This is a genomic window from Pseudomonas sp. D4002 (genome assembly GCF_013385665.1).
Classification (GTDB): domain Bacteria; phylum Pseudomonadota; class Gammaproteobacteria; order Pseudomonadales; family Pseudomonadaceae; genus Aquipseudomonas.
The window spans coordinates 1-21674 of the sequence record NZ_JACAPN010000005.1; the positions used below are offsets into that span (position 1 = coordinate 1).

The 21674-nt window shown below is 63.4% G+C and carries 22 protein-coding genes; 13 read left to right on the forward strand and 9 right to left on the reverse strand.

The window, feature by feature from the left end; translation table 11 throughout:
- Positions 1 to 78: 78 nt before the first annotated feature.
- A complete protein-coding gene (locus tag HX824_RS02130; protein WP_134326973.1) occupies positions 79 to 843 on the reverse strand; it encodes a tetratricopeptide repeat protein in 765 nt (254 codons plus the stop codon).
- A gap of 48 nt (positions 844 to 891) precedes the next feature.
- On the opposite strand from HX824_RS02130, the gene HX824_RS02135 reads away from it, so the two are divergent.
- The 13 genes from HX824_RS02135 to HX824_RS02195 all read left to right on the forward strand — a co-directional run bounded on the left by HX824_RS02135 (position 892) and on the right by HX824_RS02195 (position 10263).
- On the forward strand, positions 892 to 1458 hold the full coding sequence (locus HX824_RS02135) for a type III secretion protein (protein ID WP_177049808.1): 567 nt from the start codon (positions 892 to 894) through the stop codon (positions 1456 to 1458).
- Positions 1459 to 1489: 31 nt separating this feature from the next.
- On the forward strand, positions 1490 to 1720 hold the full coding sequence (locus HX824_RS02140) for a hypothetical protein (RefSeq protein ID WP_003208330.1): 231 nt from the start codon (positions 1490 to 1492) through the stop codon (positions 1718 to 1720).
- A 9-nt stretch (positions 1721 to 1729) separates the two neighbouring features.
- Complete coding sequence (locus HX824_RS02145) at positions 1730 to 2167, forward strand: hypothetical protein (RefSeq protein ID WP_003208328.1); 438 nt, start codon at positions 1730 to 1732, stop codon at positions 2165 to 2167.
- Between the two features lie 4 nt (positions 2168 to 2171).
- Positions 2172 to 2954, forward strand: coding sequence for a type III secretion system inner membrane ring lipoprotein SctJ (sctJ, locus tag HX824_RS02150; RefSeq protein WP_003208326.1), 783 nt, complete (start codon positions 2172 to 2174; stop codon positions 2952 to 2954).
- Entirely contained in the window at positions 2951 to 3568 is a 618-nt protein-coding gene (locus tag HX824_RS02155) for a hypothetical protein (RefSeq protein ID WP_003208324.1), read from the forward strand. Before sctJ ends, HX824_RS02155 begins: the two co-directional genes overlap by 4 nt.
- Positions 3561 to 4139, forward strand: a complete 579-nt coding sequence (locus HX824_RS02160; RefSeq protein ID WP_177009714.1) for a FliH/SctL family protein — start codon at positions 3561 to 3563, stop codon at positions 4137 to 4139. The genes HX824_RS02155 and HX824_RS02160 overlap by 8 nt, the downstream gene beginning before the upstream one ends.
- Positions 4136 to 5458: a FliI/YscN family ATPase gene (locus tag HX824_RS02165; protein WP_134326971.1), complete on the forward strand. Its 1323-nt coding sequence runs from the start codon at positions 4136 to 4138 to the stop codon at positions 5456 to 5458. The genes HX824_RS02160 and HX824_RS02165 overlap by 4 nt, the downstream gene beginning before the upstream one ends.
- 558 nt (positions 5459 to 6016) lie before the next feature.
- The gene (locus HX824_RS02170) at positions 6017 to 6466 is read left to right on the forward strand and encodes a hypothetical protein (RefSeq protein ID WP_102606212.1); all 450 of its coding nucleotides are present in this window, start codon (positions 6017 to 6019) and stop codon (positions 6464 to 6466) included.
- Positions 6463 to 7464 carry a type III secretion system cytoplasmic ring protein SctQ gene (gene sctQ, locus HX824_RS02175; protein ID WP_008433160.1) on the forward strand — a complete coding sequence of 334 codons (1002 nt, stop codon included), beginning with the start codon at positions 6463 to 6465 and terminating at the stop codon, positions 7462 to 7464. Before HX824_RS02170 ends, sctQ begins: the two co-directional genes overlap by 4 nt.
- Complete coding sequence (sctR, locus tag HX824_RS02180; protein WP_003208316.1) at positions 7461 to 8114, forward strand: type III secretion system export apparatus subunit SctR; 654 nt, start codon at positions 7461 to 7463, stop codon at positions 8112 to 8114. The genes sctQ and sctR overlap by 4 nt, the downstream gene beginning before the upstream one ends.
- A gap of 10 nt (positions 8115 to 8124) precedes the next feature.
- On the forward strand, positions 8125 to 8394 hold the full coding sequence (gene sctS / locus HX824_RS02185) for a type III secretion system export apparatus subunit SctS (protein ID WP_003208314.1): 270 nt from the start codon (positions 8125 to 8127) through the stop codon (positions 8392 to 8394).
- 6 nt (positions 8395 to 8400) lie between these two features.
- A complete protein-coding gene (gene sctT, locus HX824_RS02190; RefSeq protein WP_003208312.1) occupies positions 8401 to 9213 on the forward strand; it encodes a type III secretion system export apparatus subunit SctT in 813 nt (270 codons plus the stop codon).
- A 3-nt stretch (positions 9214 to 9216) separates the two neighbouring features.
- Positions 9217 to 10263: an EscU/YscU/HrcU family type III secretion system export apparatus switch protein gene (locus HX824_RS02195; RefSeq protein WP_177054079.1), complete on the forward strand. Its 1047-nt coding sequence runs from the start codon at positions 9217 to 9219 to the stop codon at positions 10261 to 10263.
- Positions 10264 to 10409: 146 nt separating this feature from the next.
- Here HX824_RS02195 and HX824_RS02200 read toward each other — a convergent pair whose 3' ends face one another.
- The 8 genes from HX824_RS02200 to HX824_RS02235 form a co-directional block, all read right to left on the reverse strand.
- Positions 10410 to 13880: a hypothetical protein gene (locus HX824_RS02200; protein ID WP_134326969.1), complete on the reverse strand. Its 3471-nt coding sequence runs from the start codon at positions 13878 to 13880 to the stop codon at positions 10410 to 10412.
- Between the two features lie 106 nt (positions 13881 to 13986).
- Complete coding sequence (locus HX824_RS02205) at positions 13987 to 14718, reverse strand: UTRA domain-containing protein (protein WP_177009717.1); 732 nt, start codon at positions 14716 to 14718, stop codon at positions 13987 to 13989.
- A gap of 82 nt (positions 14719 to 14800) precedes the next feature.
- Complete coding sequence (locus HX824_RS02210) at positions 14801 to 16174, reverse strand: LLM class flavin-dependent oxidoreductase (RefSeq protein WP_008433157.1); 1374 nt, start codon at positions 16172 to 16174, stop codon at positions 14801 to 14803.
- Between the two features lie 25 nt (positions 16175 to 16199).
- On the reverse strand, positions 16200 to 17030 hold the full coding sequence (locus HX824_RS02215) for an amino acid ABC transporter permease (RefSeq protein WP_177054080.1): 831 nt from the start codon (positions 17028 to 17030) through the stop codon (positions 16200 to 16202).
- Positions 17027 to 17845 (reverse strand): ABC transporter substrate-binding protein, encoded by an 819-nt coding sequence (locus HX824_RS02220; protein ID WP_008433155.1) that lies wholly within the window; start codon positions 17843 to 17845, stop codon positions 17027 to 17029. The genes HX824_RS02215 and HX824_RS02220 overlap by 4 nt, the downstream gene beginning before the upstream one ends.
- A 139-nt stretch (positions 17846 to 17984) precedes the next feature.
- On the reverse strand, positions 17985 to 18566 hold the full coding sequence (gene pnuC, locus HX824_RS02225; protein ID WP_008433153.1) for a nicotinamide riboside transporter PnuC: 582 nt from the start codon (positions 18564 to 18566) through the stop codon (positions 17985 to 17987).
- 15 nt (positions 18567 to 18581) lie between these two features.
- Positions 18582 to 19418: a 5'-nucleotidase, lipoprotein e(P4) family gene (locus HX824_RS02230; RefSeq protein ID WP_003208300.1), complete on the reverse strand. Its 837-nt coding sequence runs from the start codon at positions 19416 to 19418 to the stop codon at positions 18582 to 18584.
- Positions 19419 to 19430: 12 nt separating this feature from the next.
- Positions 19431 to 21578, reverse strand: a complete 2148-nt coding sequence (locus HX824_RS02235) for a TonB-dependent siderophore receptor (protein WP_177054081.1) — start codon at positions 21576 to 21578, stop codon at positions 19431 to 19433.
- Positions 21579 to 21674 lie beyond the last annotated feature (96 nt).

Below are 21674 nucleotides of genomic sequence, written 5' to 3' on the forward strand. Positions count from 1 at the left end.
CCATCGTGGTTGACGGGGCCTGATAGATCAAAATCAAAAGCAGTGCAACAGCAACAGCAAGATCAAAAGCAGTTGGATTTAGTGCGTATCCACCAGCCCCAATTCCCGCGCTTGCGCAATCGGATCGCTGATGGCTTTGATGCGGTTGGCTTCCGTGATCAGGCGTGCGCGCTCAGCGGCCGGAATATCGTCCAGCGGCAAGCTGGCCACCCGTTGTTCGTAACCCGCCAACACCAGCACCAACAACTCATTACGCTGATGCCGTGGCAACGCGCGGGGCGATTGGGTGACGGGGGCGATGGTGTCCAAGGCCTGCTGCGCCTGGCCGCCAAGGGCGTAGGCCAGGGCCAGGTTGCAGCGGCTGTCGAGGTCGTCGGGTTGCAGGCTCAGGCTTTTGGCGAACGCGGTTTGTGCCGCGACGGCCTGGCCGTTCAACACCTGGGCAATGCCCAGTCGGGTGTAGGCGACCGGCGATTGGCTGGCCTCGGCGGCCTGGCCCAGGGCGGTCACGGCGCGTTGGCTTTTGCCAAGGCGCAGTTGCGCGGTGCCCAGTCCCAGCAGGGCGTCGGCGTTGTGGGCTTGAAGGCCGAGGGCCTGTTGGAAGGCGCGCTCGGCACCGACCGCGTCGTTGCCGTCGAGCCGTGCCTGGCCGAGTTTGAGCCACAAGTCGATGCTTGCGCCCGGTTGCTGGGCCGCACGTTCGTACAGCGCCGCCGCGCTGGCGTAGTCGCCGCGTTTGTTCAGGTCGTCGGCCAGCTTCAGCGAGCGGTCGGAATCGCTCGGCGCAGTATTGGAACAGGCAGCCAGCAACAGGCTGCCGGCAAGCAAAAAGTGTTTGGTCATCGTCACAACTCGTTGGGCGAAGGCGGACGTCATGTAAGCATATTTTCCATGGCGCTCCTATGTCTGTCGGTGCTGTTGGGTGCCTCGATCGCCCACGCCGACGAAGAGCCCGAATGGTTCGCCAAACCCTACGCCTATGTGCTGGTGGACCAGGACGTGCGCGCCGCCCTCGAAGAGTTCGGCCACAACCTCGATATCCCGCTGGTGCTCTCCGACAAGGTCCGCGGCAAGGCCCGCAGCACCGTGCGTGCAGCCACCGCCGGGGAGTTTTTGCAGACGCTGTGCAGCACCAATGGCCTGACCTGGTATTTCGACGGCAACCTGCTGTACCTCAATGCCAGCGATGAAATCACCACCAGGCTGTTCAAGGCCAACGCCCTGAACCTGGATCAGTTGCAGGCCTATCTGAACAACCTCGATGTGTTCGGCCAGCAGTTGTCGATGCGTAACGGCCCCGAGGGCGATGAAGTCTTCGTCTCCGGGCCGCCGCCGTACCTGGCGCTGGTCCAGCAGCATGTGGATCACCTGCAGCCCAAGGCCGCCGCGCCTATTGTGGCGCGCGAGCACGGCGTGCGGGTGTTTCGCGGCGCCCAGGTGAGCACTGAAACCCCTTGATTCACCCCAACCCCAGTAAAGGAGCATGACCATGTCCGTAACCGCCGTAGACAGCAACCTCGCCCCCGGTGGCGCCAGCCCTGAAGCCAAGTTCAACGCCGCGGTGGACAACGCCAAGAGCGCCGATAAACCGGAGATGACCGACGCCGAATTCACCGATGCCCTGATCACTCAGGCAGTCACCATCGGCGGCCAATTCATCATCATGCCCAAGGCGCAGGAAATGCTGAATGACGCCATGTCCGATGACGACGAAGAGTAGGGCGTACCCATGACCATCAGTCTCGCTGCCAGCGCCACGGCCTTGCCGCCGTCCGCCGGCGCGGGGCCCGCCGGGGCCTCGCAGAATCTGTTCGAGCACATGGCCAATACGGCCAAGGGCATGCCCGAGGGCGCCAGCCCCCATCAGATCGGCTCGGGGCTGATGGAGCGCCTGAACAGTTTTATCGACCGCTCCCGGACTTTTTCCGAGCGGGCCGATTTGCTCACCAATAACCCCTCGGCGCCGCCGCAAGTGGCCGCTGCGGATATCCGCACCTCGGGTGCCTCGCCCACCGCAGAACCGGGCAAGAAAGTCGCCGAGCAGCAGGTCGACCAGATCGTCCATTCACTGGGCAAGATGTTCGACTACTCCATCGAAACCCAGATGGTGGTGCGCGGTGCGACGCAGATTTCCGGTTCCGCCAACACGCTGCTCAAGGGTCAATAACGCCATGCCAAGCCCGAATCGTGCCCTGCGCCTGCTGCTGATCGGCGTGCTCGCCAGCCTCTTGCAGGCCTGCGACATGGACCTCTACACCAACCTCAGCGAGCGCGACGCCAACGCCATGGTCGCGGTGCTGCTGCGCGACGGCATCCCGGCGACGCGCAAGGTGCAGGACAACGGCCAGTTGAAAGTGGTGGTCGACGAACAGCGCTTCGCCGAGGCCATGACCCTGCTGGACAACGCCGGCCTGCCGCAGCAGAGCTTTTCCAACATGGGCGAGGTGTTCAAGGGCAATGGCCTGGTGTCGTCGCCGGTGCAGGAGCGGGCGCAGATGATCTATGCCTTGAGCGAAGAACTGTCCCACTCGGTGTCGCAGATCGACGGCATCGTCTCGGCGCGGGTGCACGTGGTGCTGCCGGACAATGACCTGCTCAAGCGGGTGATTTCGCCGTCGTCGGCCTCGGTGCTGGTGCGCTACGACCCGGGCACCGACATCAACACGCTGATTCCGCAGATCAAGACCCTGGTTGCCAACGGCATTTCCGGCCTGAGCTATGACGGTGTGTCGGTGACCGCGATCAAGGCCGCGGTGTCCATCAGCCAGAACCCGGCGCAACCGCGACTCGCGCGTTTCATGGGCCTGTGGCTGTTGGAAGACAACCTCAACCAGGCGCGGTTGCTGTTCGGTGGCTTGCTGCTGCTCGCCCTCGGCGCGGGTGGTGTGTTGGCCCGCCAGCAATGGGCGCGGCGCCAGGCCCAGGCGTTGTATGTGCTCAAGGAGGGTGAATGAGCCTGGTTGAGCGTTGGCAGGGGCTGATCGCCCAGCCGTTGCAGTTTGTGCGCGAGCAAAGCCTTGGCGAGTGTTTTGGCGAAGGCCTGCCGGTCGAGGTGCTGCAAGCCCTGCATGGGCAGCCGCGTTTTCGCTCGCGGCTGGAGCAACTGCTGGCCAGCCATTATCAGCTGGCGCCGCTGGCGCATCTGGTCACGCCGCCCGCCGCTGATTTGCCGGTGCTGCTGCTGAGCCCGGCGCAATTTGCGCGTCTGCCCAGGCTGTGTGGTGCGATCTGGCATGGCTCGACCCTGAGCCGGGAGATCCGCCGCGAAGTGGTCAATGAATTGCGCGAGGGCCTTGGCCAGGAAGCCTTTGCCCTTGCCCTCGCGCACCGGCAGTTGGGCGGCGCGGCCGACCTGCTGCGCGAGCCCGCCGAGTTGATCGACGCCATCGACCGCGATGGCCTCACCTGTGTCGCCGCCTGGCTGCAAGCCCAGCCTGCCGAGTTGCAAGGCTGGCTGCCCCTGCGGTTTGTCGCACCCAAGGGCTACAGCGGACGCTTGCCCCGCGACCTGGAGATCGTCCAGACCGTCGCCGCCCGGTTACTCGCCGAGGAGCTTGCCCATGAGTGAATTACCCAGCCGTCCGGCCGCGCGGATTTTGCGCGCCGATGAAGCGGCGTTATGGACCGATGGCTTTGCCTTTGTGCAAGCCGCCAGGGCGCACGCCGAGCAGATCAAGGCCGACAGCGACCAATGGCTGCACACCGCCCGCGCCGAAGGTTTTGAAAGTGCGCGCCGCGAAGGCGCCGAACAGGTTGCACAGTTGCTGCTGGAGACCCAGGCCCAGGTCCAGCATTACCTGGCCGGGCTTGAGGCGTCGCTGGCGGACCTGGCCCTGGGCATCGTGCGTGAAGTACTCGGCGAACTGGACGACACCGACCGCGTGGTGCGTTGTACACGCCAGGCCCTGAGCGCGTTTCGCCAGGGCCAGGCCTTGACGTTGTGGGTGCCGCCCGCCGACGTGAATGCCCTGCGCCCACAGTTGCTCAAGGACGGCATCGCCGTGGAGGCCGATGCGCAACTGGGCGCCGGCCAGGCCCGCCTGAGCAGCCCGGCGGGTTCGGTTGAGCTGGGGCTGGAGGCGCAACTGCAAAGCCTGCGCCGCAGCCTGTTGCCCTTTGCCGAAGAGGGCGTGGCATGAACCTCGATCAACTGCTGCCGCGCCTGACCGAGCGGCTGTCCCAGGCCCGCTTGCGTCCGATGCAGGGCACGGTGCTGAGCATTCGCGGGGTGTTGCTGCGGGCCAGCGTGGCGGGCGCGAGCATCGGTGAGCTATGCCACCTGCGCGACCCGGTCAGTGGTCGCAGCCTCAGCGCCGAAGTGATCGGTTTTGATGGCGACGAAGCGATCCTGTCGCCCATCGGTTCCATGGAAGGCCTGTCGACCCGCACGCAAATCACTGCCACCGGCGAAAGCCTGGGTGTGGCCGTGGGCGATGCGCAATTGGGGCGAGTGATCAGCCCCATGGGCGAGTTTCTCGACGGTGACGGTGTACCGCCAACCCTGAACCTGCAGACCTACCCCTTGCATGCCGAGCCACCGGCCCCGTTCTCCCGGCAATTGATCGTGCGCTCCATGGCGTTGGGCATCCGCTCCATCGACGGCTTGCTGACCCTCGCCCAGGGCCAGCGCATGGGCATCTTCGGCGAGCCCGGTGTGGGCAAATCCTCCTTGTTGGCGAGCATCATCCGCAACAGCGAGGCCGATGTGATTGTCATCGGTTTGATCGGCGAGCGGGGCAGGGAAGTGCGCGAACTGCTGGACGTGCAACTGGACGCCACGGCCCGCGCACGCACCGTTGCTGTCGTCGCCACCTCCGACCGCCCGGCCGCCGAGCGGGTGCGCGCGGCATTTGTCGCCACCACCCTGGCCGAGTACCACCGCGACCAGGGCCGCAATGTACTGCTGTTGATGGACAGCCTCACGCGGTTCGCCCGCGCCCAGCGCGAAATCGGCCTGGCCGTGGGTGAACCGCCGACCCGCCGCGGTTATCCGCCGTCGTTTTTTGCCACCTTGCCCAAGTTGCTCGAGCGCGCCGGCCCGGGCCCTGCCGGCAGCATCACCGCGCTGTACACCGTGCTCACCGAAGGCGACGCCGCCAGCGATCCGGTGGCGGAGGAAGCGCGTTCGATCCTCGACGGGCATATCGCCCTCAGCGCTGAACTGGCGCAGCGCAACTATTTCCCGGCGGTGGACGTGCTGCGCAGCCGCAGCCGCTTGATGGAGCAGGTCGCCGGTGATGAACACAAGCGCCTGGCGATGCGCATCCGTGAATTGATGGCGCGCTACGGCGAGATCGAAATGCTGATCCGCGTCGGCGAGTACTCCGCCGGCAGCGACCCCCTGGCCGACGAAGCGATCACCCGCCATGGGGCAATCGAAGCCTTCCTGCGCCAGAGCGCCGACGAACCCAGCAGCCCCGAACACACCTTGATCCGCATGCGCCAGGTGCTGGCATGAGCCCGAAAGCGCAGCAAGCTCCAGTGTGGGAGCTGTCGAGCTTCAGCGAGGCTGCGATGGCGTCAGCACAGCCAACATCAATGTTGCCTGACCCACCGCTATCGCAGCCTCGCCGGGGCTCGACAGCTCCCACACTTGATCTTCATGCACACCTTGATCCGCATGCGCCAGGTGCTGGCATGAGTCCGAAAGCGCAGCAAGCTCCAGTGTGGGAGCTGTCGAGCTTCAGCGAGGCTGCGATGGCGTCAGCACAGCCAACATCAATGTTGCCTGACCCACCGCTTTCGCAGCCTCGCCGGGGCTCGACAGCTCCCACATTTGATCTTCATGCACACCTTGATCCGCATGCGCCAGGTGCTGGCATGAGCCCGAAAACGCAGCAAGCTCCAGTGTGGGCGCTGTCGAGCTTCAGCGAGGCTGCGATGGCGTCAGCACAGCCGACATTGATGTTGCCTGACCCACCGCTATCGCAGCCTCGCCGGAGCTCGACAGCTCCCACATTCGATCTTCATGCACTCAGTGAGTGCGCTGTTGGTATGACGATGGAGAAAAGAACCGATGAAGACTGAACAACTGCGCACCCTGCAAACCCTGCGGGTGCTGCGCGAACAGCGGGCGGCGAGCCAGTTGGCGGCGCAACAGCAACGCTGCGCGCAAACCCGCGGCGCCTTGACCGACGCCAAGGAACAACTGCGCCTGCACCGTGAGGCCGTTGCCCATGAAGCCGGCGAGATTTACGCCTCCCTCACCGAAGGCCTGTCGGTGGCCAGTTGGCAGGCCGCCCAGGATCGCCTGCGGGGCTTGGCCGACGATGAGCAGGTGCTTGAAGGCGACGTCAGCCACGTGTCCAGTACCCTGCAAACCCAGGAGCGTGAGCGTGAGCTGTTTCGCCAGGAGCGCCTGAGCCGCCAGCGCCAGTCCGATGCCTGGCAAAGCCTGCTGGACGGGCGTGAAAGCAGCGAACGGGTGGCCGGCGAGCTGCGTGAAGAACAAGGACTCGGCACATGATCGTGGCCCTTGCCGACCCGTTGGCGCCCTGGCTTGAGCACTACGACCCGGCGCTGCTCACGCTGCATAACCAATTGCACCGCCGGCGGCATGCGTGGCAGGGCCGCTGCGCCGGGCAGGATCTGAGCGTCGCCTGGGCCGCCGATCCCCAGCCGCTGAAAACACCCCGGGATGTGTTGCTGTTGCTCGGCCAGTCACCGGTGCGCTTGCGACTCTCGGCTGCCGCCCTGGAACAAGTACTGGTGCCGCTGGCGTTGCAGTTCGACGCGCAAGTGCTGCCGGCATTGCCGCGTTCGCTGCTGCTGGAACTGGCCGTGCTGGACCTGATCGAGCGCCTCGAACCGTTGCTCGGCCACCCCGTGCAACTGCTCGAAACCAGTGACGACCTGCGGCCTTATGCAGTGCATCTGGCACTGACATTGACCTTCGGCAACAACCCGCCAATGGCCGCCCAACTGGACTTGAGTGAAAGCGCTGCAGTGCTGGTGGGCCAGTTGCTGGACCAGCACGGCCAGATCGACGCCGACCCGTTGCCGGCGTTGCGCCACACGCTGTCAGTAGTGGCCGGGCGGCAATGGTTGAGCCTCGGCGAGCTGCGCAGCCTGCAGCCCGGCGATGTGCTGATGCTCGAACCCGGCAGCGGCTGGCTGCTGGACCTTGAGGGCCGCCTGCAAGCCCGCTGCCAGCGCGACGGCTCGTCGCTGCAGGTGCAGGAACCTCTGAACACGCCCCTTTTGGACATGGAGAACACAATGACTGACGTCGATGCCGCCGCGGCCCTGGACGATTTGCCCCTCAAGCTGGTGTGCCAGGTCGGCAGCCTGGAACTGACCCTGGCGCAACTGCGGGAACTGGGGGCGGGCAGCCTGCTGCAACTGAATACGCCGACCGTGGATGGCGTCGACCTGATGGTCAACGGCCGTCGCGTCGGCCAGGGCCAACTGGTGAAAATCGGTGACGGCCTGGGCGTGCGCCTGCTGAGTTTCGCCACCCCATGACCGGTTATCAGCCGAACCTGATCGAGATCATCCTGGTGGTTGCCACCATCGGGTTGATCCCGTTGGCGGTGGTGACCCTCACCGGCTTCATGAAAATCTCGGTGGTGCTGTTCCTGATCCGCAACGCCCTGGGCGTGCAGCAGACGCCGCCGAACCTGGTGCTGTACGGCATCGCGCTGATTCTCTCGGTGTACGTCACCACGCCGTTGATTGGCGACATGTACCGCCAGGTAGAGGGCCGCGACCTGAATATCGAGCACGTCGAGCAACTCAAGGACCTCGGCGACGCCCTGCGCCCGCCGCTACAGGCGCACCTGGCACGGTTTGCCAACGAGTCCGAGCGCGGCTTTTTTGTGCAGGCCACCGAGACCATCTGGTCGCCGGAAGCCCGTGCCGACCTGCGGGATGACGACCTGGTGGTGCTGATCCCGGCGTTTGTCAGTTCGGAGCTGACCCGGGCCTTCGAGATCGGGTTCCTGCTGTACATCCCGTTCCTGGTGGTGGACTTGCTGGTGTCCAACGTGTTGATGGCGATGGGCATGTCGATGGTCTCGCCGAACCTGATCTCGATCCCGCTGAAAATCTTCCTGTTCGTGTCATTGAGCGGCTGGTCGCGCCTGATGCACGGTTTGATTCTGAGTTACGGCTGAGGCACGACCCATGGGCCAGGACGTTTTCCTGTCATTGATGAAACAGGCACTGATGACCGTGCTGATGCTCTCCGCGCCTGCGCTGGGGGTGGCGATCATCGTGGGTTTGAGCGTGGGCCTGTTCCAGGCGCTGACCCAGATCCAGGACCAGACCTTGCCCCAGGTAGTGAAGCTGGTGGCGGTGCTGCTGACCATCGTGTTCCTGGGGCCGGTGCTGGCGGGGCAAGTGGCGGAACTCGGCAGCCAGGTGCTGGATAACTTCCCGCTGTGGACGCGCTGACCGTCCATGGATGCCAGCCTTACCGCACAGTTTCTCGAAGTCGCCTACCCGGTGATCAGCTCGGCCTCGCTGGCGGCCTGCCGGGCCATGGGCGTGGTGGTGATCACCCCGGCGTTCAACCGCCTCGGGCTCACCGGGATGATTCGCGGCTGCGTGGCCGTGGCGATTTCGATCCCGATGTTCATGCCGGTGTTCGACGCCATGACCTCGATGCCCAACCACGGCAGCCTGTTTATCGCCGGGTTGCTGATCAAGGAATTCCTGATCGGCATCCTGATCGGCCTGTTGTTCGGCATTCCGTTCTGGGCGGCGGAAGTGGCGGGGGAGTTGATCGACCTGCAGCGCGGTTCGACCATGGCGCAACTGGTGGACCCGTTGTCCACCGGGGAGTCGAGTGTGATGTCCACCTTGCTGACGGTGATGTTGATCACGCTGTTCTTCATGTCCGGCGGTTTTATCCTGATGGTCGACGGTTATTACCACAGCTACCAGCTGTGGCCGGTGACCGCGTTTACCCCTGTGTTTGCCAGCTCGGCGTTGCTGGCGGTGCTGTCGATTCTCGACCAGATCATGCGCGTCGGAGTGCTGATGGTGTCGCCGCTGATCATCTCGCTGCTGGTCACTGATTTGATGCTGGCGTACCTGTCGCGGATGGCGCCGAACCTGCATATTTTCGACCTGTCGTTACCGGTGAAAAACCTGTTTTTCTCGATCCTGATGGTGATCTATATCGGCTTCCTGATTCCGTTGATGCTGGACCAGTTGGCGGAATTTCGCGGCACGGTGGAGCTGCTGAAAACCCTCGCGGGCATGGAGTAGCGCATGGGCGATACCAGCGAAGAGAAGTCCCAGCCGGCCACGGATAAAAAACTCAAGGACGCGCGAAAGAAAGGCCAGGTCGCCAAGAGCCAGGACTTGGTCTCGGGCATGGTCATCCTGTTCTGCACCCTGTGCATTTCCATCCTCGCGCCCCGGGCCCAGGCCCAGGTCACGGCGCTGATCGACCTGACTACGCAGATCTACATCGAACCCTTCGCCACGGTTTGGCCACGGGTGCTGGACCATGCCGAGCAACTGGTGATCGGCATTACCCTGCCGGTGATGGCGGTGACCACCGGGGTGGTGATCCTGACCAATATCATCACCATGCGTGGCTTTGTGTTTTCCGTGGAGCCGATCAAGCCGGAGTTCAAGCGTATCAACCCGGCGGAAGGCTTCAAGAGGCTGTTTGCCCTGCGCAACTTTGTGGAGTTCATCAAGGGCCTGATCAAGGTGCATGTGCTGGCTGTGGCGTTCTACGTGGTGGGGCGGCATGCGTTGCAGGCGTTGATGGAGTCGTCGCGGTGTGGCGCGGGGTGTATCGAGTCGACGTTTTTCCTGGTGCTCAAGCCGCTGGTGTTTACCGTACTCGCGGCCTTCATCCTGGTGGGCGGGGTGGATGTGTTGATGCAACGCTGGCTGTTCGGCCGCGACATGAAAATGACCCGCAGCGAGACCAAGCGCGAGCGCAAGGACATTGACGGCGACCCGTTGATCAAGAGCGAACGGCGACGCCAGCGCCAGGAGATGCAGGCGCTGGCCACCAAGCTGGGGTTGGGCCGGGCGTCGATGATGATCGGCACCACCGATGGCTGGGTGATAGGCGTGCGTTATGTGCGTGGTGAAACGCCGGTGCCGGTGGTGGTGTGCCGCGCTTCGCCGGAGGAAGCGTTGGGGATGTTGCAGGAGGCGTTTGATTTAGGGATACCGCAAGCGCCGGACAAGGGCTTGGCGGAAGCGATTGCGCGCAAGACGGTGCCGGGGGATCCGGTGCCGGATGCTTCGTTCCAGGCGGTGGCGGACTGGTTGGTGGCGGCGCGGTTGATCTGACGATCTTGAGCCGAACACCGATCAAAATGTGGGAGCGGGCTTGCTCGCGAAGGCGGTGTGTCAGTCACTGAAAATGTTGACTGACCCACCGCCTTCGCGAGCAAGCCCGCTCCCACATGGGTTCTGCCGGGTGTCAGGAAGTTCAGTTATGGCTTGTCCACATCATGGTACTCACCCCCATACCCATCCCCCACCCGCCAGATAATGTCGTGGTTCTCATTGGTCCATTCCGACGGTTTCAGCGAGTACTTGTAGTCCTCTGAGTTACGGTTATTCCCGTCCCCGATAAAGTCCGGGTGGTCCCGCCGATGGTCGCCCCCGCGGATACTCGACCGCGCATCCCACTCTTCCTTGCGGAAATCAAAAATGCTCTGGTCCTGCGGCGCATCCCGCTGGCCCCAGTCGGACAGGTAGGTCTGCAACCACACGTACGCTTCATCCCCGTTGGGCTTGAGCAGCCCGTCCTGCTTGAAGTCCTGGATCTGGTCCCAGTTCTGCATCGAGATCTTGTGCAGCTTGTGGGACTGCACCGTGCTCAAGATCGCCCCGACAAACGACAACGCGCCGGAGATCAAGAAACCCACCGGTCCCAGGAACGGAATGATCCGCCCGGTCACCCCCAGCGTGCCCAGCACGCCGCCGGCCGCGCCCACCAGGCTGCTGACACCACCGGCCATCGACAGTGAGCCCGAGGCGATTTTCACCGGGTCTTTCTCGCGCACACCATCACGCAAGGTAAACGCCGCCTGCACCACACTGATCACGCCGCCTGCCACGTCGGTGGCCATACCGATCACCTTGATCGCGCTGCTGGCGAACTTCGCGCCAAACCCGGCCCCGGCCACGCCGCCGCGGCTGGCGATGCCTTTTTCAATGCCCTCCTGGATCTTCGCCGCACCTTCGTCGCTCCAGCCGCCGCTGTTGAGGGCCTTGCCCACGTCCTTGCCGTCGTCCATGGCCTGGTCGACGATCTCGAAGTACTTTTTCTGCACCGCCTCGGCGTCCTTGGGCAGCGCGTGGTACCCCTCGCCAGGCTTGGCCCACAGGTCGGGCAGGGAACGGTCGAAGCCCATCAGCTTGTAGGCGTTGGTGCCGCGCAATTTGTCGTAGACCTTCAGGCCCAGCGTGGCGAAGTGCGAGCCGGTGCCGAGGAAACCGAGGAAGTCGTTGGCGATGCCCAGGCGCTTCATCGGCGTATCCGCCAGCTTGCCGCCTTGCCCGGCGAGTTGGTAGACGATACGGCCCATGCCGATTGCGCCGCCCACCGAGCCGAGTACGCCGTTGTCCTTGAGGAAGTTGAGGTTCTTCACGAACGAACTGCGGTTCTCTTCGCTGAGGCCCGGCATGATCTCCTTGCTCACGGCCTTGTCGATGTCGCTGAAGCTGATCACGCCGTTTTTCTGCCAGGTGTCGCCGAGGGAAATCATCGCCTTGCCGAAATCGGCGGCGGCGTTTTTGTCCTTGAGCAGTTGGTCGACGAACTTCGAATACACACCCAGCGCCTGGCGCGGCAGGCCGTCGGCACTGCCCTTGAGCATCGACAGGATTGCCATGGTGTTGTCGGTGGTGGCCAGGGCGGTGTTGTCGTCGGAGATCTTGGTGGGATCGTCCATCAGCTTTTCAACGGCATCGGTGTAGCCGTCGATCTGCAGGTTTTGCAGGAAGTTGTCGGCCTTGGCCGGGTCGATATCGGCCAGGGCGGTGTAGGCGGTCTGGATTTCCTGGGTGGCCAGTTCGGTCTTGCCGCTGTCCTGCAGGGACTTGATGTACTGGGTGAAGTTCTCCGAGGAGGTGCTGTCGATCAGGCGCTGCCTGGTCTCATCGACCTTCGCCTGGCCGCCGTCGACCTTGCCCAGGGCTGCGTCGTGGTTGGCCTTGATGTCGTGCTGGATGGTCGAGTCGCCGAGCAGGTCGTTGATGGTCTGGTCGATGGCCTTGGTGTCGAAGATGTTGTCGCGTACATCCCGCGAGGTCACGTCGATGGGCGTGGTGGCGATGCCCTGGTTGCCGAAGCCGTGCTCGGGAATGATCGACATGCCGTTGTCGGCCATGCTCCTGGCTTCCACCGCCCGCAGGAACTTGGCGCGCGGGTCGTCCTTGCCGATGCTGCCGTCCTTGACCCCGGCGCGGTAGCTGTCCACCAGGGTCTTCATCGACAGGTCCTGCACCGACAGCGGGTTGCCGCTGTCATCTTTCTCGGTGGTGGTCAGGTTGTCGACGGAGACGTCCTTGAGGGGCGGCAGGCCGTTGTCGGTGCGCAGCTTGTCGACGTCGGTGGTTTGCGCGGCGATGTCGCTGCGGTAGCTGGAAATCTGCTCGAACATCTGTGGATTGCTGTCTTCCGACACCACGATTTTCTCTTCGCTGCCCCCCGGCTTGTGCTGGGTGAAGGCGATCAGGCCCGGGCCATAATCACCGGCGCCGCCGACGCTCATGATGTCTTCGGTGGAGGCCAGGTAAGCGTCCGGTGCGGCGAGGGTGTAGCCGTCGCCCTTGGCCTTTTCGATGCCGGCCAGGGTTTGGCCCTTGCTGGTGTAGGCGGCGAAGGCTTCGGGGGTGATGTCCTTGGACACCACCAGCAGTTTACCGTCGGCCTGGTTGACCACCAGGATGCCGTCCATGGGCGCGTCGACCTTGCTGATGTCGCCCAGCTTCAGGCTGGCCTCGTCCTTGCGCAGCAGTTCCTGGCCGGGCAGGGACTGGGCGTTCTTGATGTAGTCGAAGGCCTGCGAGCCTTCGCTGGCATGCACGGCGTGGAGGAAGTTGTAGAAGGTGCCGCCCGCGTTGGGGTTGGGGTTGCTGAGGTCGGCGCCGGGCTGCGGCAGGTCGGCTTCGGACTTGCTGATCGCGTACTTGTGGCCCTGGTGTTCGAACAGGATCACTCCGGCGCTGCTGTCTTCGGACACCACTTTCAACTGGCTGAAATCGAGGTCGCCCGGCAGGCTGGTGACTTCTTCATAACCTTTGGATTTGCCGTCATTGAGGGCTTCCTTGGTCACCCCGGCCTGGGTGTAGGTGCTGAACGCCTGGGGCGTGAGCAATTCGGAAATGACCAGAGTCTTGCCGTTTTCAAGGCTGACCTTGAGGATGCCGTCTTCAGCCTTGCCCACGGATTTGATGTTGGCCAGGCGCACGCCGTCGCCGTCTTCGCGCAGCAGTTGCTGGTCGGGGTTCTTCAGGCTTTCGACGATGGCCTTGCCGGCCGGGGTGCCCTGGGTTTCGGCCAGGGTCTGGAGGAAGGTGTACAGCGGGGTACCTTCGTCGGGCCCGCCCTGGTTGACCGGGGCTACGGCATGGCCGAAGCGCAGGTTCTTCAATACGTCGAAGCCGTCCTGGGCGTTGGCCGCACCCTCGGCGCTGATCTTGTATTTGGCGCCGTCCTGTTCGAAGTAGATCACCCCGGCGTCCTTGTCTTCGGAAATGACCTTGAGCTTGTCGATGTCGAGTTTGGCCGGGAGGGCGGTGACTTCCTTGTAGTCCTCGGGCTTGACGGTTTTGTCGCCCGGCCCGGTGCTGGCAAGGATTTTGGCTTTGTTCAGGACGGCGTCGAAAACCCGCTCGGGAGCGTTGGGTTGATCGACGCGGGGCGACGCGGATTTTTCGGGGCGGGTGATCATCGGTTCAGTCCATGTGAGGGGCGCACGAGGACTCGATAGTAGGGGCTGCAAGCGAGTGAAAACGGGTTCGTTGGCAACAAGTCACAAGCTTTCACGGGTGTGAAATTCACGTCCCGGGGTAGCGCGTCTCCATCACGACGGACAATGCATCCGGACGCCAGAATTCCTGGTCGAACTCCACCGGCTGGTCATCCTCGCCGAAGTTCAAGCGTTCCAGATACACGCTGGTGGAACCGGTGGACAATTGCAGCAACTCCGCCTGCTCTTCATTCACCGTGCCAATGTGCATCTCCAGCTCACACCGCGACAGCACCCGGGAAAACCGCTCCCGCAGCAGTTGGGTCAGCGAGGTATTCAGGTCAGCCTCCAGCAGCCCAGGGCACCAGCTGGCCAGCAGCGCGTTGAACTCCAGCAACACCGGCCGTCGGTCGATCCAGCGCCGCCGTTGCAGGAAAAACATCGGCTCATCCGTCGACGCGAGGCCCATCCGCCTGGCCAGCCAGTCGCCCGCGGGGCGCAGCTCTGCGTGCAGGCATTCGGTGCGCGGCGTACGGCCTTGGGCACTTACGTAATCCATGAAGCCGCTGATGCGCGTCGGGTCATAGCGGATGCGCCGGGGGCTGACAAACCAGCCGCGACGGTTTTCCCGGTACACCAGGCCTTCGGCTTCCAGCTGCTGCAAGGCCTGGCGCAAGGTGACCCGGGTGCAGCCGAAGCGCTCGATCATCTCCCGTTCGGACGGGAATTTCTCATCCGCCTGCGGCACACCCGCCGCGATATCGTGGGCGATCTGTTCGCGAATGCGCTGGTAGTGCGGTGAAATCGGGTCGAAAGGCATCCTGGGGTTCCGTGTGCAGGCCGGGCGTGGGCGTGACTCTACCGTTCCTGTTGGCGCAGGTCACGCAGTGCCCACCAGCACCTTACTCAAAGCGGAACGAAGCCCCATGGGCCGAGGTTGGCAAGCGGTCACTGCCGTCGGCGCTGAGCCGCGAACGCAGGGTGCCGGTCTGCGGTGTGGTGCGATACAACCCACGTTTTTGCAGGGCCGGGATCACCAGTTCGACAAAGTCATTCAGCGAGCCGGGGCTGATCAACGGGTTGAGCATGTAGCCGCTGGTGCCGGAGATTCTGGCGTGTTCCTCGATTTTTTCCGCCACCTGCTCCGGCGTGCCCACCAGGATCAGGTCGCTGCCCCGCGTCACGTTGGCGAAGCGTTGCTTGACCTCGCCGGCGGTCAGCGGTTTACCGCTGCCATCGGGTTTCATCACGTAGGAGGTCATGCCTTCGGTGTGAGTGGACAGTGCTTCGCTGTCGGCGTAGCGGCTGATATCGATACCGGTGTCGCCAGCGTAGCTCACCAACTGCGCCTGCAGGTGATAGTTGCTTTGCAGGGTCTCGTATTTCTTTTGTGCTTCGATGGCGGTGGGGGCCGTGACGATGCGCAACACGGTCAGGGATTTGACGTCTTGCTGACTGCGCCCGCGGGCCTCGGCCTGGCGCCAGATATCTTCCAGCCCCTGGCGTATCTCCAGCGGGTTGGATTTGGCGATAAACACCAGCTCTGCATGTTTGGCCGCGAACTGCCGGCCACGGCCCGACCAACCCGCCTGGATCAGCAGCGGAGTGCGTTGCGGTGAGGGGGACGTGAGGTGCGGGCCGGCCACCCGGTAATGGTCGCCGGCATGCTGGATCGGTCGAACACGCGTGCCATCGGCATAGGTGCGTGCGAGTTTGTCGGCGAGCACCGCGTCATCGGCCCAGCTGCCTTCCCAGAGCTTGTACACCACGTCGAGAAACTCTTCGGCGCGTTCGTAGCGGTCGTCGTGCTTGATCATCTGCTCCAGGCCGAAGTTGCGTGCGGCGCTGGACAGGTAAGAGGTGACGATGTTCCAGCCGATACGCCCATCGGACAAATGGTCCAGGGTGCTGAAGCGCCGGGCGTGGGTGAATGGGTGTTCATAGGTGGTGCTGACCGTGACGCCAAAGGCGAGCTTTTCGGTCAGGGCCACCAGTGCGGGAATGATCGTCAGCGGGTCGTTGGCCGGCGCTTCCACCGCCCATTTCAACGCCGCCGCTTCGGACCCGCCAAACACATCGTAGAAGCCCAGCACATCGCCGAAGAACATCAGGTCGAGGTTGGCTTCATCTGCCGTGCGGGCCAGGTTCGACCAGTACTTGAGGGTGTTGATGCCCAGGCGTTCATCCGCCGGGTGGGTCCACAGGCTGGGCGCGCCGCCGCAGCCGACACTGGCTTGTTCGTACAGGCCGAATAACAACGGGGTTGGATCAGACATTGTGCTTCCTGCAGGTAAAAAGCGGTTATCGCCCGTGAAGGTAGGCCTTGCCGTAGTGCCGCTCCAGGCGTGCCTGGATCAGTTCCAGGCCAATGGAGAGCAGCCAGTAGATGACGGCAGCGGTGGTGAGCATTTCGATATAGCGGTATGAGGAGCGCCCGTAGGACTGCGCGAGGAACATCACTTCCCAGACGCCCATGACCGAGACCAGCGATGAGTCCTTGAGCATCGAAATGAACTGGCTGGTGGTCGGTGGAATGATGGTGCGCATCGCCTGGGGCAGCACGATCTGCCAGAACGTCACCGCCGGGCCCATACCCAGCGCCGCCGCTGCATTCCGCTGGCCCTGGGACACTCCGATGATGCCGGCGCGAAAGATCTCGCTCAGGTATGCCCCGTAGTTCAACGACAGTGCAATGATCCCGGCGCTGATGGCGCCCGGCACTACGCCCAACTGGGGCAGGCCGAGGTAGATCAGCAAAATCTGGATCAGCAGCGGCGTGCCGCGAAAGAACGAGGCGTAAAAACTGGCAATCCCGAACGCCACCGCGCTGTTCGACAAGCGCGCCAGGGCCGTCGCAAACCCCAGGGCCAGGGACAGCCAGATCGAGCAGAAACACAGGAACAGCGTCAGCGCCGCACCCTGCAGAAAGCCGTTGGGCGACAGGTGCAGGCCCACCAGGTTTTGCCACTTGGCCGCGACGATCGCAAACTTCAGGTCGAAGCTCATGAACAGCCCGGCGAACAGGCACAGCATCACGCCCCAGGTCAGCCACAGGCGCACCTGGAAGGGCAACCACTGGCGTTTGACGGGCGGCGGTTTCACCACAGAGGTCGGGGTGGGGAAAACGCTCATTGGGTGATGTCTGCGCCAATCCATTTCTGGGAGATCTTCGTCAGCGTGCCGTCGCTTTTAAGGTCGGCCAGCACTTGGGTCAGCCTCGCGTCCCATTGGGGGTCGCCTTTTTCGGTGGCGACCACGTTGGGCTCGCTGTAAAGCTGTTTGCCGACGACCTTGAAGCGTGGGTCATGCTTGATTCGCTCATTGGCGGTCACCAGGTTGGTGAGCATTGCGTCAAGGCGTTTGCCGGTGCCGAGCGCCAAGTCCTGGAAGGCCACGATTTCATTGTCGTAAGGCACGGCTTGAATCTGGCTGAACGGGTATTCGATTGGCGTGTTGGCGCCTTCGATCACCAGGTCTTTGTTCAGGTAGGCCTCGTAGGTCGAGGCGCTGCCCACGCCGACTTTTTTCCCGGAAAGGTCACTGGCCGAGTGGATGGAAGATTCATCGGCGTTGACCACGATGACCGCCGGTGAGGCGTAATACTCGACAGGAAAATTGAACACTTGCCCACGGGCGGCACTTGGGGTCATGGAGCAGATGCACACGTCATAACGCCCTTGCCAGCGGCCTGCTGCGATTACTTCCCAAGAGGGTGTTTCCAACTTCAGGGTGACGCCAAGTTTGTCGGCCACGGCCTTGGCCACGTCGACGTCGAAGCCATCCAGCTGGTTTTGTTCATTGAGAAAAGAGAAGGGCGGATAGTTCTCCATCAGCACGCCAACCAACTGTTTGGATTGCGTGATGCGATCCAGCGTTGCCCCGGCGAACACCGCCGGGCTGGCCACTAACAGGGCCAGGCCCAAGGTCACGACAGTACGTAAATTCATAAATATACCCATGGGATTTTTTATATTTAAACGCGATAAGGGCTTTATGTTTAATGATTTTATGTACTGTAATGCGTTGTTTTAGTTATATGTTTTCCCAGCTGTTGGCCTGGCAACAGTTGGGAAACAAACATCGTGTTCAAGCAACTGAAAGTTGCTGTTCCTGTTGGCGCAGGTCACGCTGCCACGACACCAACCCATACGCCGCCAGCACCACAAACCCGGCATACAGCGCAGCGGTCAGTTGCAGGTCCTTGTACACAAACAGGCCCACGTAGACCGTATCCAGCACGATCCACAGCCACCAGCTCACCACATACTTGCGCGCCGCCCACAGGCTGGCCACCAGGCTGAAAGCGGTGAGCAGCGAGTCCAGCCACGGCAGTGCGGCATCGGTGAAGTGGTGCATGGCGGCGCCCAGCAGCAGCGCACCGATCACCCCGGCGAGCAGGTGCCGCCATGCTTCCTGGACCGGCAGCCGTTCCACCCGCACCTTGCCCGCGTCGATGCGCCCGGTGCTCCAGCGCCACCAGCCGTAGCCCTGCAACACAGCGAAGACCAGTTGCAGGAGCATGTCGGAATACAGCTTCACGTCGAAGAAGATCCAGCCGTACAGCAACACCGCGACCACGCTGACCGGCCAGCACCAGCGCACCCGTCGGGCGGTGAGCCACACCCCGGCGATATTGAAGATCACAGCGACTATTTCCAGCGGCGTCATACGGTCCCCTCAGGGTCAGTTTTGCAGGTGCAGCGCTTGTTGCTTGAGCTGGCGCTTGCGTTCAAAGGGCAGTTTTTCCTGGTCGCCATACGGCGCGCTGTACCAGTTGCCGTAAGTCGGGTTGGGCAGCACGAACCAGCGCTGGCCGAGCCAGCCCAGGTAGGGTTCGGCGGCCTTGCGCTGGGCGTCCAGGGTGTTGTGTTCGGCCTGCACGAAATCCCCCAGGGAATCACCCGCCAGGATCAGCACGCGGGCGTGTTGGGCGACCCATTGGCGTCGGCAGTTCTTGCCGTAGCCGGCGTGTTCGCAGCCGCCAATGGGCGTGCCGGCAGCCAGTACCTGCTGCTCGCTGTCCACCGGAAAGCCCCGCAGGCGCAGGTTGTTGACGGTGGCCTGGACCTGGCTTTGCTCGCGGTTGGTGATGTAGTACACCGTGATGCCTTTGTGTTTGGCGGCCTGCAGGAACGTCACGGCGCCCGGCAGCGCCTGGGCCTTGGCCTGGTCGACCCAGGTGTTCCAGCGGTCGTAGGAGTAGACCTGGTTGTTGACGACGTCCCGGGCATTCAGCGGGATGTTGTCGAGCACGGTCTCGTCGATGTCGACGATCACCGCCGGCGGCAGCCCGGCCAGATTGCGCGGTGGCAAGGGCAGGGCGTCCCAGTCCGGGGTCTTGAGGGCCACGTCCAGTTGGCGAGTGGCGTTGGCGAACACCTGGCGGTAGATCAGCTCGTGCTCGATGGAGGTCTGGGTCCACAGCACCGCATCCAGCTGGTCGTTGGCGGGCGGTTGCTGCTGGCAGCCGACGAGGGCGGTGGAGAGCAGGCACACACTGGCAAAAATCAGATTACGCATGAACAGTCAGCCTCAAAAATTGACGGTGGCGGATAACCGCGCGGTGCGTGGCGCGCCCAGGAACAGGTAGCCATCGCCCGCCGATTCACCCACATCGCGCCAGTAGCGTTTGTCGAACAGGTTGTCGACGGTCAGGCGCAGCACAGTATCGTAATCACCGACTTTGGTGCTGTAGCGTCCGCCGACATCGAACACCGCATAGTCGTCGACCTTCACGCTGGCCTCGCGGTTCGCGTACTTGCTGCCGCTGTATTGCACGCCGCCGAGCAGGGCCAGGCCCTTGATCCCGGGAATGCTGTAGTCGCCGTGCAGGCTGGCGCGCAGCTTGGGTACGTTGATCGCCTGGTGGCCGTCGTAGTCGTCGGTGCCGCTGCCGCTCACCCGGGCGCGAATCGCCGCCACGCTGGCGGACACTTGCAGGTTGTCGGTCACCCGACCATTGGCCGAAAGCTCCAGGCCGACGTTCTTCTGCTGGCCCTGCTGTACGAAGGTGATGCTGCCGTCATCGCTGGGCCGGTTGTATTGCAGGTCCTGGGTGATCTGGAACAGCGCGGCGGTCAGGCTCAGGCGCTGGAAGTCACGCTTGATCCCCACTTCCAGCTGGCGCGAGGTGGTCGGCGGCAATACCTCATCGGCGTTGCTGCTGAACCATGCCGCGGTGCCGCCCAGGGACAGGCCCTTGCTGTAGCTGGCGTACAGGGTGGTGTCCGGGCGCGGCTTATAGATCAGCGCCACCTGGGGCAGGAATACGCTGCGCTGGGTATGGCGGGTGGTGTCGCCGGCCTGGTCGTAGGTTTCTTCGTCGAGGCGCACCTGGCGCCCGCCGAGAATGGTTTGCCACTGCTCGTTGAAGCTGATGCGGTCGCTGGCGAACAGCCCGTATTGGCGGCTGTCCAGGCGCCGGTAGGTATGGCCCAGCGGCCCCTCGTAGGGGTCAAGCACCGGCGGCTTTTCGTAGATATTGCCCTCGCCGATGTATTCGTTGACTGATTCACGCCGGTCCACCAGGCGGCGGAAGGCAGTGGTGCCGAAGGTCAGGTCATGCTTGAGAAAACCGGTGTCGAACTGGCCGTTGAGGGCGGCCTGGGCTTCTTCGTTGCTGCGGGTGTCGTCGGGGCTGCGGTAGTCCGAGATGTCGTAGTCACCCTCGGCGCTGAAGTGGTTGGGCACTGCGGTGTTGGCGCAACTGGCGGCGCCGTAGCAACCCCAGGCGAAGGTGCTGTAGTCGTCGATCACCACGCGGCTGCGGGAGGCGCTGAAGCTGGCTTTCCAGGCCTCGTTGAAGCGGTATTCGAACAGGCCGTCGAGGTTCAGCGACTTGATGCCCACCGGGTTCGACCAGCTCTGGTAGCCCAGCAGATCCCGTGGCGACACGTTGTGGGGCACGGTGGTGCCGCCGAGCAATTGGTATCCGGGCACCGAGCGTTGCTCGCGGTTCTGGTATTCGGCGTTCAGTTGCAGCAGGGCGTTGGGGCTGATGTTCCAGTCGAGGGCCAGGGAGGCAAAATCCCGCTGGCCGTCGGCGTGGTCGACGTAGGAACGGATGTCTTCGTGGGCCAGGTTGACCCGCACCCCCACCTGCTGCTCGGCACCGAGCCAGCCGCCGACGTCGGTGGCCAGGTAGCGCTCGCCGTGTTCGTTGGTGGAGACAGTCACCGAGCGCACGTTCTCCGGGCGCTTGCTTACGTAGTTGATCAAGCCGCCGGGTTCGGACACGCCGCTTTGCAGCCCGGACAAGCCCTTGAGCACTTCCACTTGCTGCTTGTTTTCCAGTGCGACGTTCTGTTCGCCGGTGATGGTGCGACCGTTGATCTTGTAGCTGCTGGCCGGGTTCAACGAGAAACCGCGCACCACGAAATTCTCGTAGTAACCCACCGGCGCATAGCTGTCGCCGACCGAGGCGTCGTTCTTCAATACTTCACTGAGCAGGCGGGCTTGCTGGTCTTTCAGGCGAGCCTCGGTGATCACCGCCACCGAGGCCGGGGTGTCCAGCAGCGGGGCGTTATCGAAGCCGGCGACAGCGGCCTTTTTCGCCTGGTAGTCGGTGGCCTGTTCACCGACTACGGTGACGGTGTCCAGGGTCGCGTCCTGGGCGTGGGCGGCCGTGGCGGCGAGGGTGATGCTCAGGGCGAGCAGGGTGTGACGGTACGGTGTTGCCATAAAAGGAGCGCTCCAAGGGCCTGCCCGCTGGCGCCTCGCGCTTTATTGGGCGCAAAGGGGCCCAGCGCTGCGCAACGGACGGGTTGCCAGTACGAA

Excerpts from the sequence above, each read along its gene's own strand:
- HX824_RS02130 (WP_134326973.1), bottom strand. The coding sequence starts at position 843 with ATGACCAAACACTTTTTGCTTGCCGGCAGCCTGTTGCTGGCTGCCTGT.
- HX824_RS02135 (WP_177049808.1), top strand. The coding sequence starts at position 892 with ATGGCGCTCCTATGTCTGTCGGTGCTGTTGGGTGCCTCGATCGCCCAC.
- HX824_RS02140 (WP_003208330.1), top strand. The coding sequence starts at position 1,490 with ATGTCCGTAACCGCCGTAGACAGCAACCTCGCCCCCGGTGGCGCCAGC.
- HX824_RS02145 (WP_003208328.1), top strand. The coding sequence starts at position 1,730 with ATGACCATCAGTCTCGCTGCCAGCGCCACGGCCTTGCCGCCGTCCGCC.
- sctJ (WP_003208326.1), top strand. The coding sequence starts at position 2,172 with ATGCCAAGCCCGAATCGTGCCCTGCGCCTGCTGCTGATCGGCGTGCTC.
- HX824_RS02155 (WP_003208324.1), top strand. The coding sequence starts at position 2,951 with ATGAGCCTGGTTGAGCGTTGGCAGGGGCTGATCGCCCAGCCGTTGCAG.
- HX824_RS02160 (WP_177009714.1), top strand. The coding sequence starts at position 3,561 with ATGAGTGAATTACCCAGCCGTCCGGCCGCGCGGATTTTGCGCGCCGAT.
- HX824_RS02165 (WP_134326971.1), top strand. The coding sequence starts at position 4,136 with ATGAACCTCGATCAACTGCTGCCGCGCCTGACCGAGCGGCTGTCCCAG.
- HX824_RS02170 (WP_102606212.1), top strand. The coding sequence starts at position 6,017 with ATGAAGACTGAACAACTGCGCACCCTGCAAACCCTGCGGGTGCTGCGC.
- sctQ (WP_008433160.1), top strand. The coding sequence starts at position 6,463 with ATGATCGTGGCCCTTGCCGACCCGTTGGCGCCCTGGCTTGAGCACTAC.
- sctR (WP_003208316.1), top strand. The coding sequence starts at position 7,461 with ATGACCGGTTATCAGCCGAACCTGATCGAGATCATCCTGGTGGTTGCC.
- sctS (WP_003208314.1), top strand. The coding sequence starts at position 8,125 with ATGGGCCAGGACGTTTTCCTGTCATTGATGAAACAGGCACTGATGACC.
- sctT (WP_003208312.1), top strand. The coding sequence starts at position 8,401 with ATGGATGCCAGCCTTACCGCACAGTTTCTCGAAGTCGCCTACCCGGTG.
- HX824_RS02195 (WP_177054079.1), top strand. The coding sequence starts at position 9,217 with ATGGGCGATACCAGCGAAGAGAAGTCCCAGCCGGCCACGGATAAAAAA.
- HX824_RS02200 (WP_134326969.1), bottom strand. The coding sequence starts at position 13,880 with ATGATCACCCGCCCCGAAAAATCCGCGTCGCCCCGCGTCGATCAACCC.
- HX824_RS02205 (WP_177009717.1), bottom strand. The coding sequence starts at position 14,718 with ATGCCTTTCGACCCGATTTCACCGCACTACCAGCGCATTCGCGAACAG.
- HX824_RS02210 (WP_008433157.1), bottom strand. The coding sequence starts at position 16,174 with ATGTCTGATCCAACCCCGTTGTTATTCGGCCTGTACGAACAAGCCAGT.
- HX824_RS02215 (WP_177054080.1), bottom strand. The coding sequence starts at position 17,030 with ATGAGCGTTTTCCCCACCCCGACCTCTGTGGTGAAACCGCCGCCCGTC.
- HX824_RS02220 (WP_008433155.1), bottom strand. The coding sequence starts at position 17,845 with ATGAATTTACGTACTGTCGTGACCTTGGGCCTGGCCCTGTTAGTGGCC.
- pnuC (WP_008433153.1), bottom strand. The coding sequence starts at position 18,566 with ATGACGCCGCTGGAAATAGTCGCTGTGATCTTCAATATCGCCGGGGTG.
- HX824_RS02230 (WP_003208300.1), bottom strand. The coding sequence starts at position 19,418 with ATGCGTAATCTGATTTTTGCCAGTGTGTGCCTGCTCTCCACCGCCCTC.
- HX824_RS02235 (WP_177054081.1), bottom strand. The coding sequence starts at position 21,578 with ATGGCAACACCGTACCGTCACACCCTGCTCGCCCTGAGCATCACCCTC.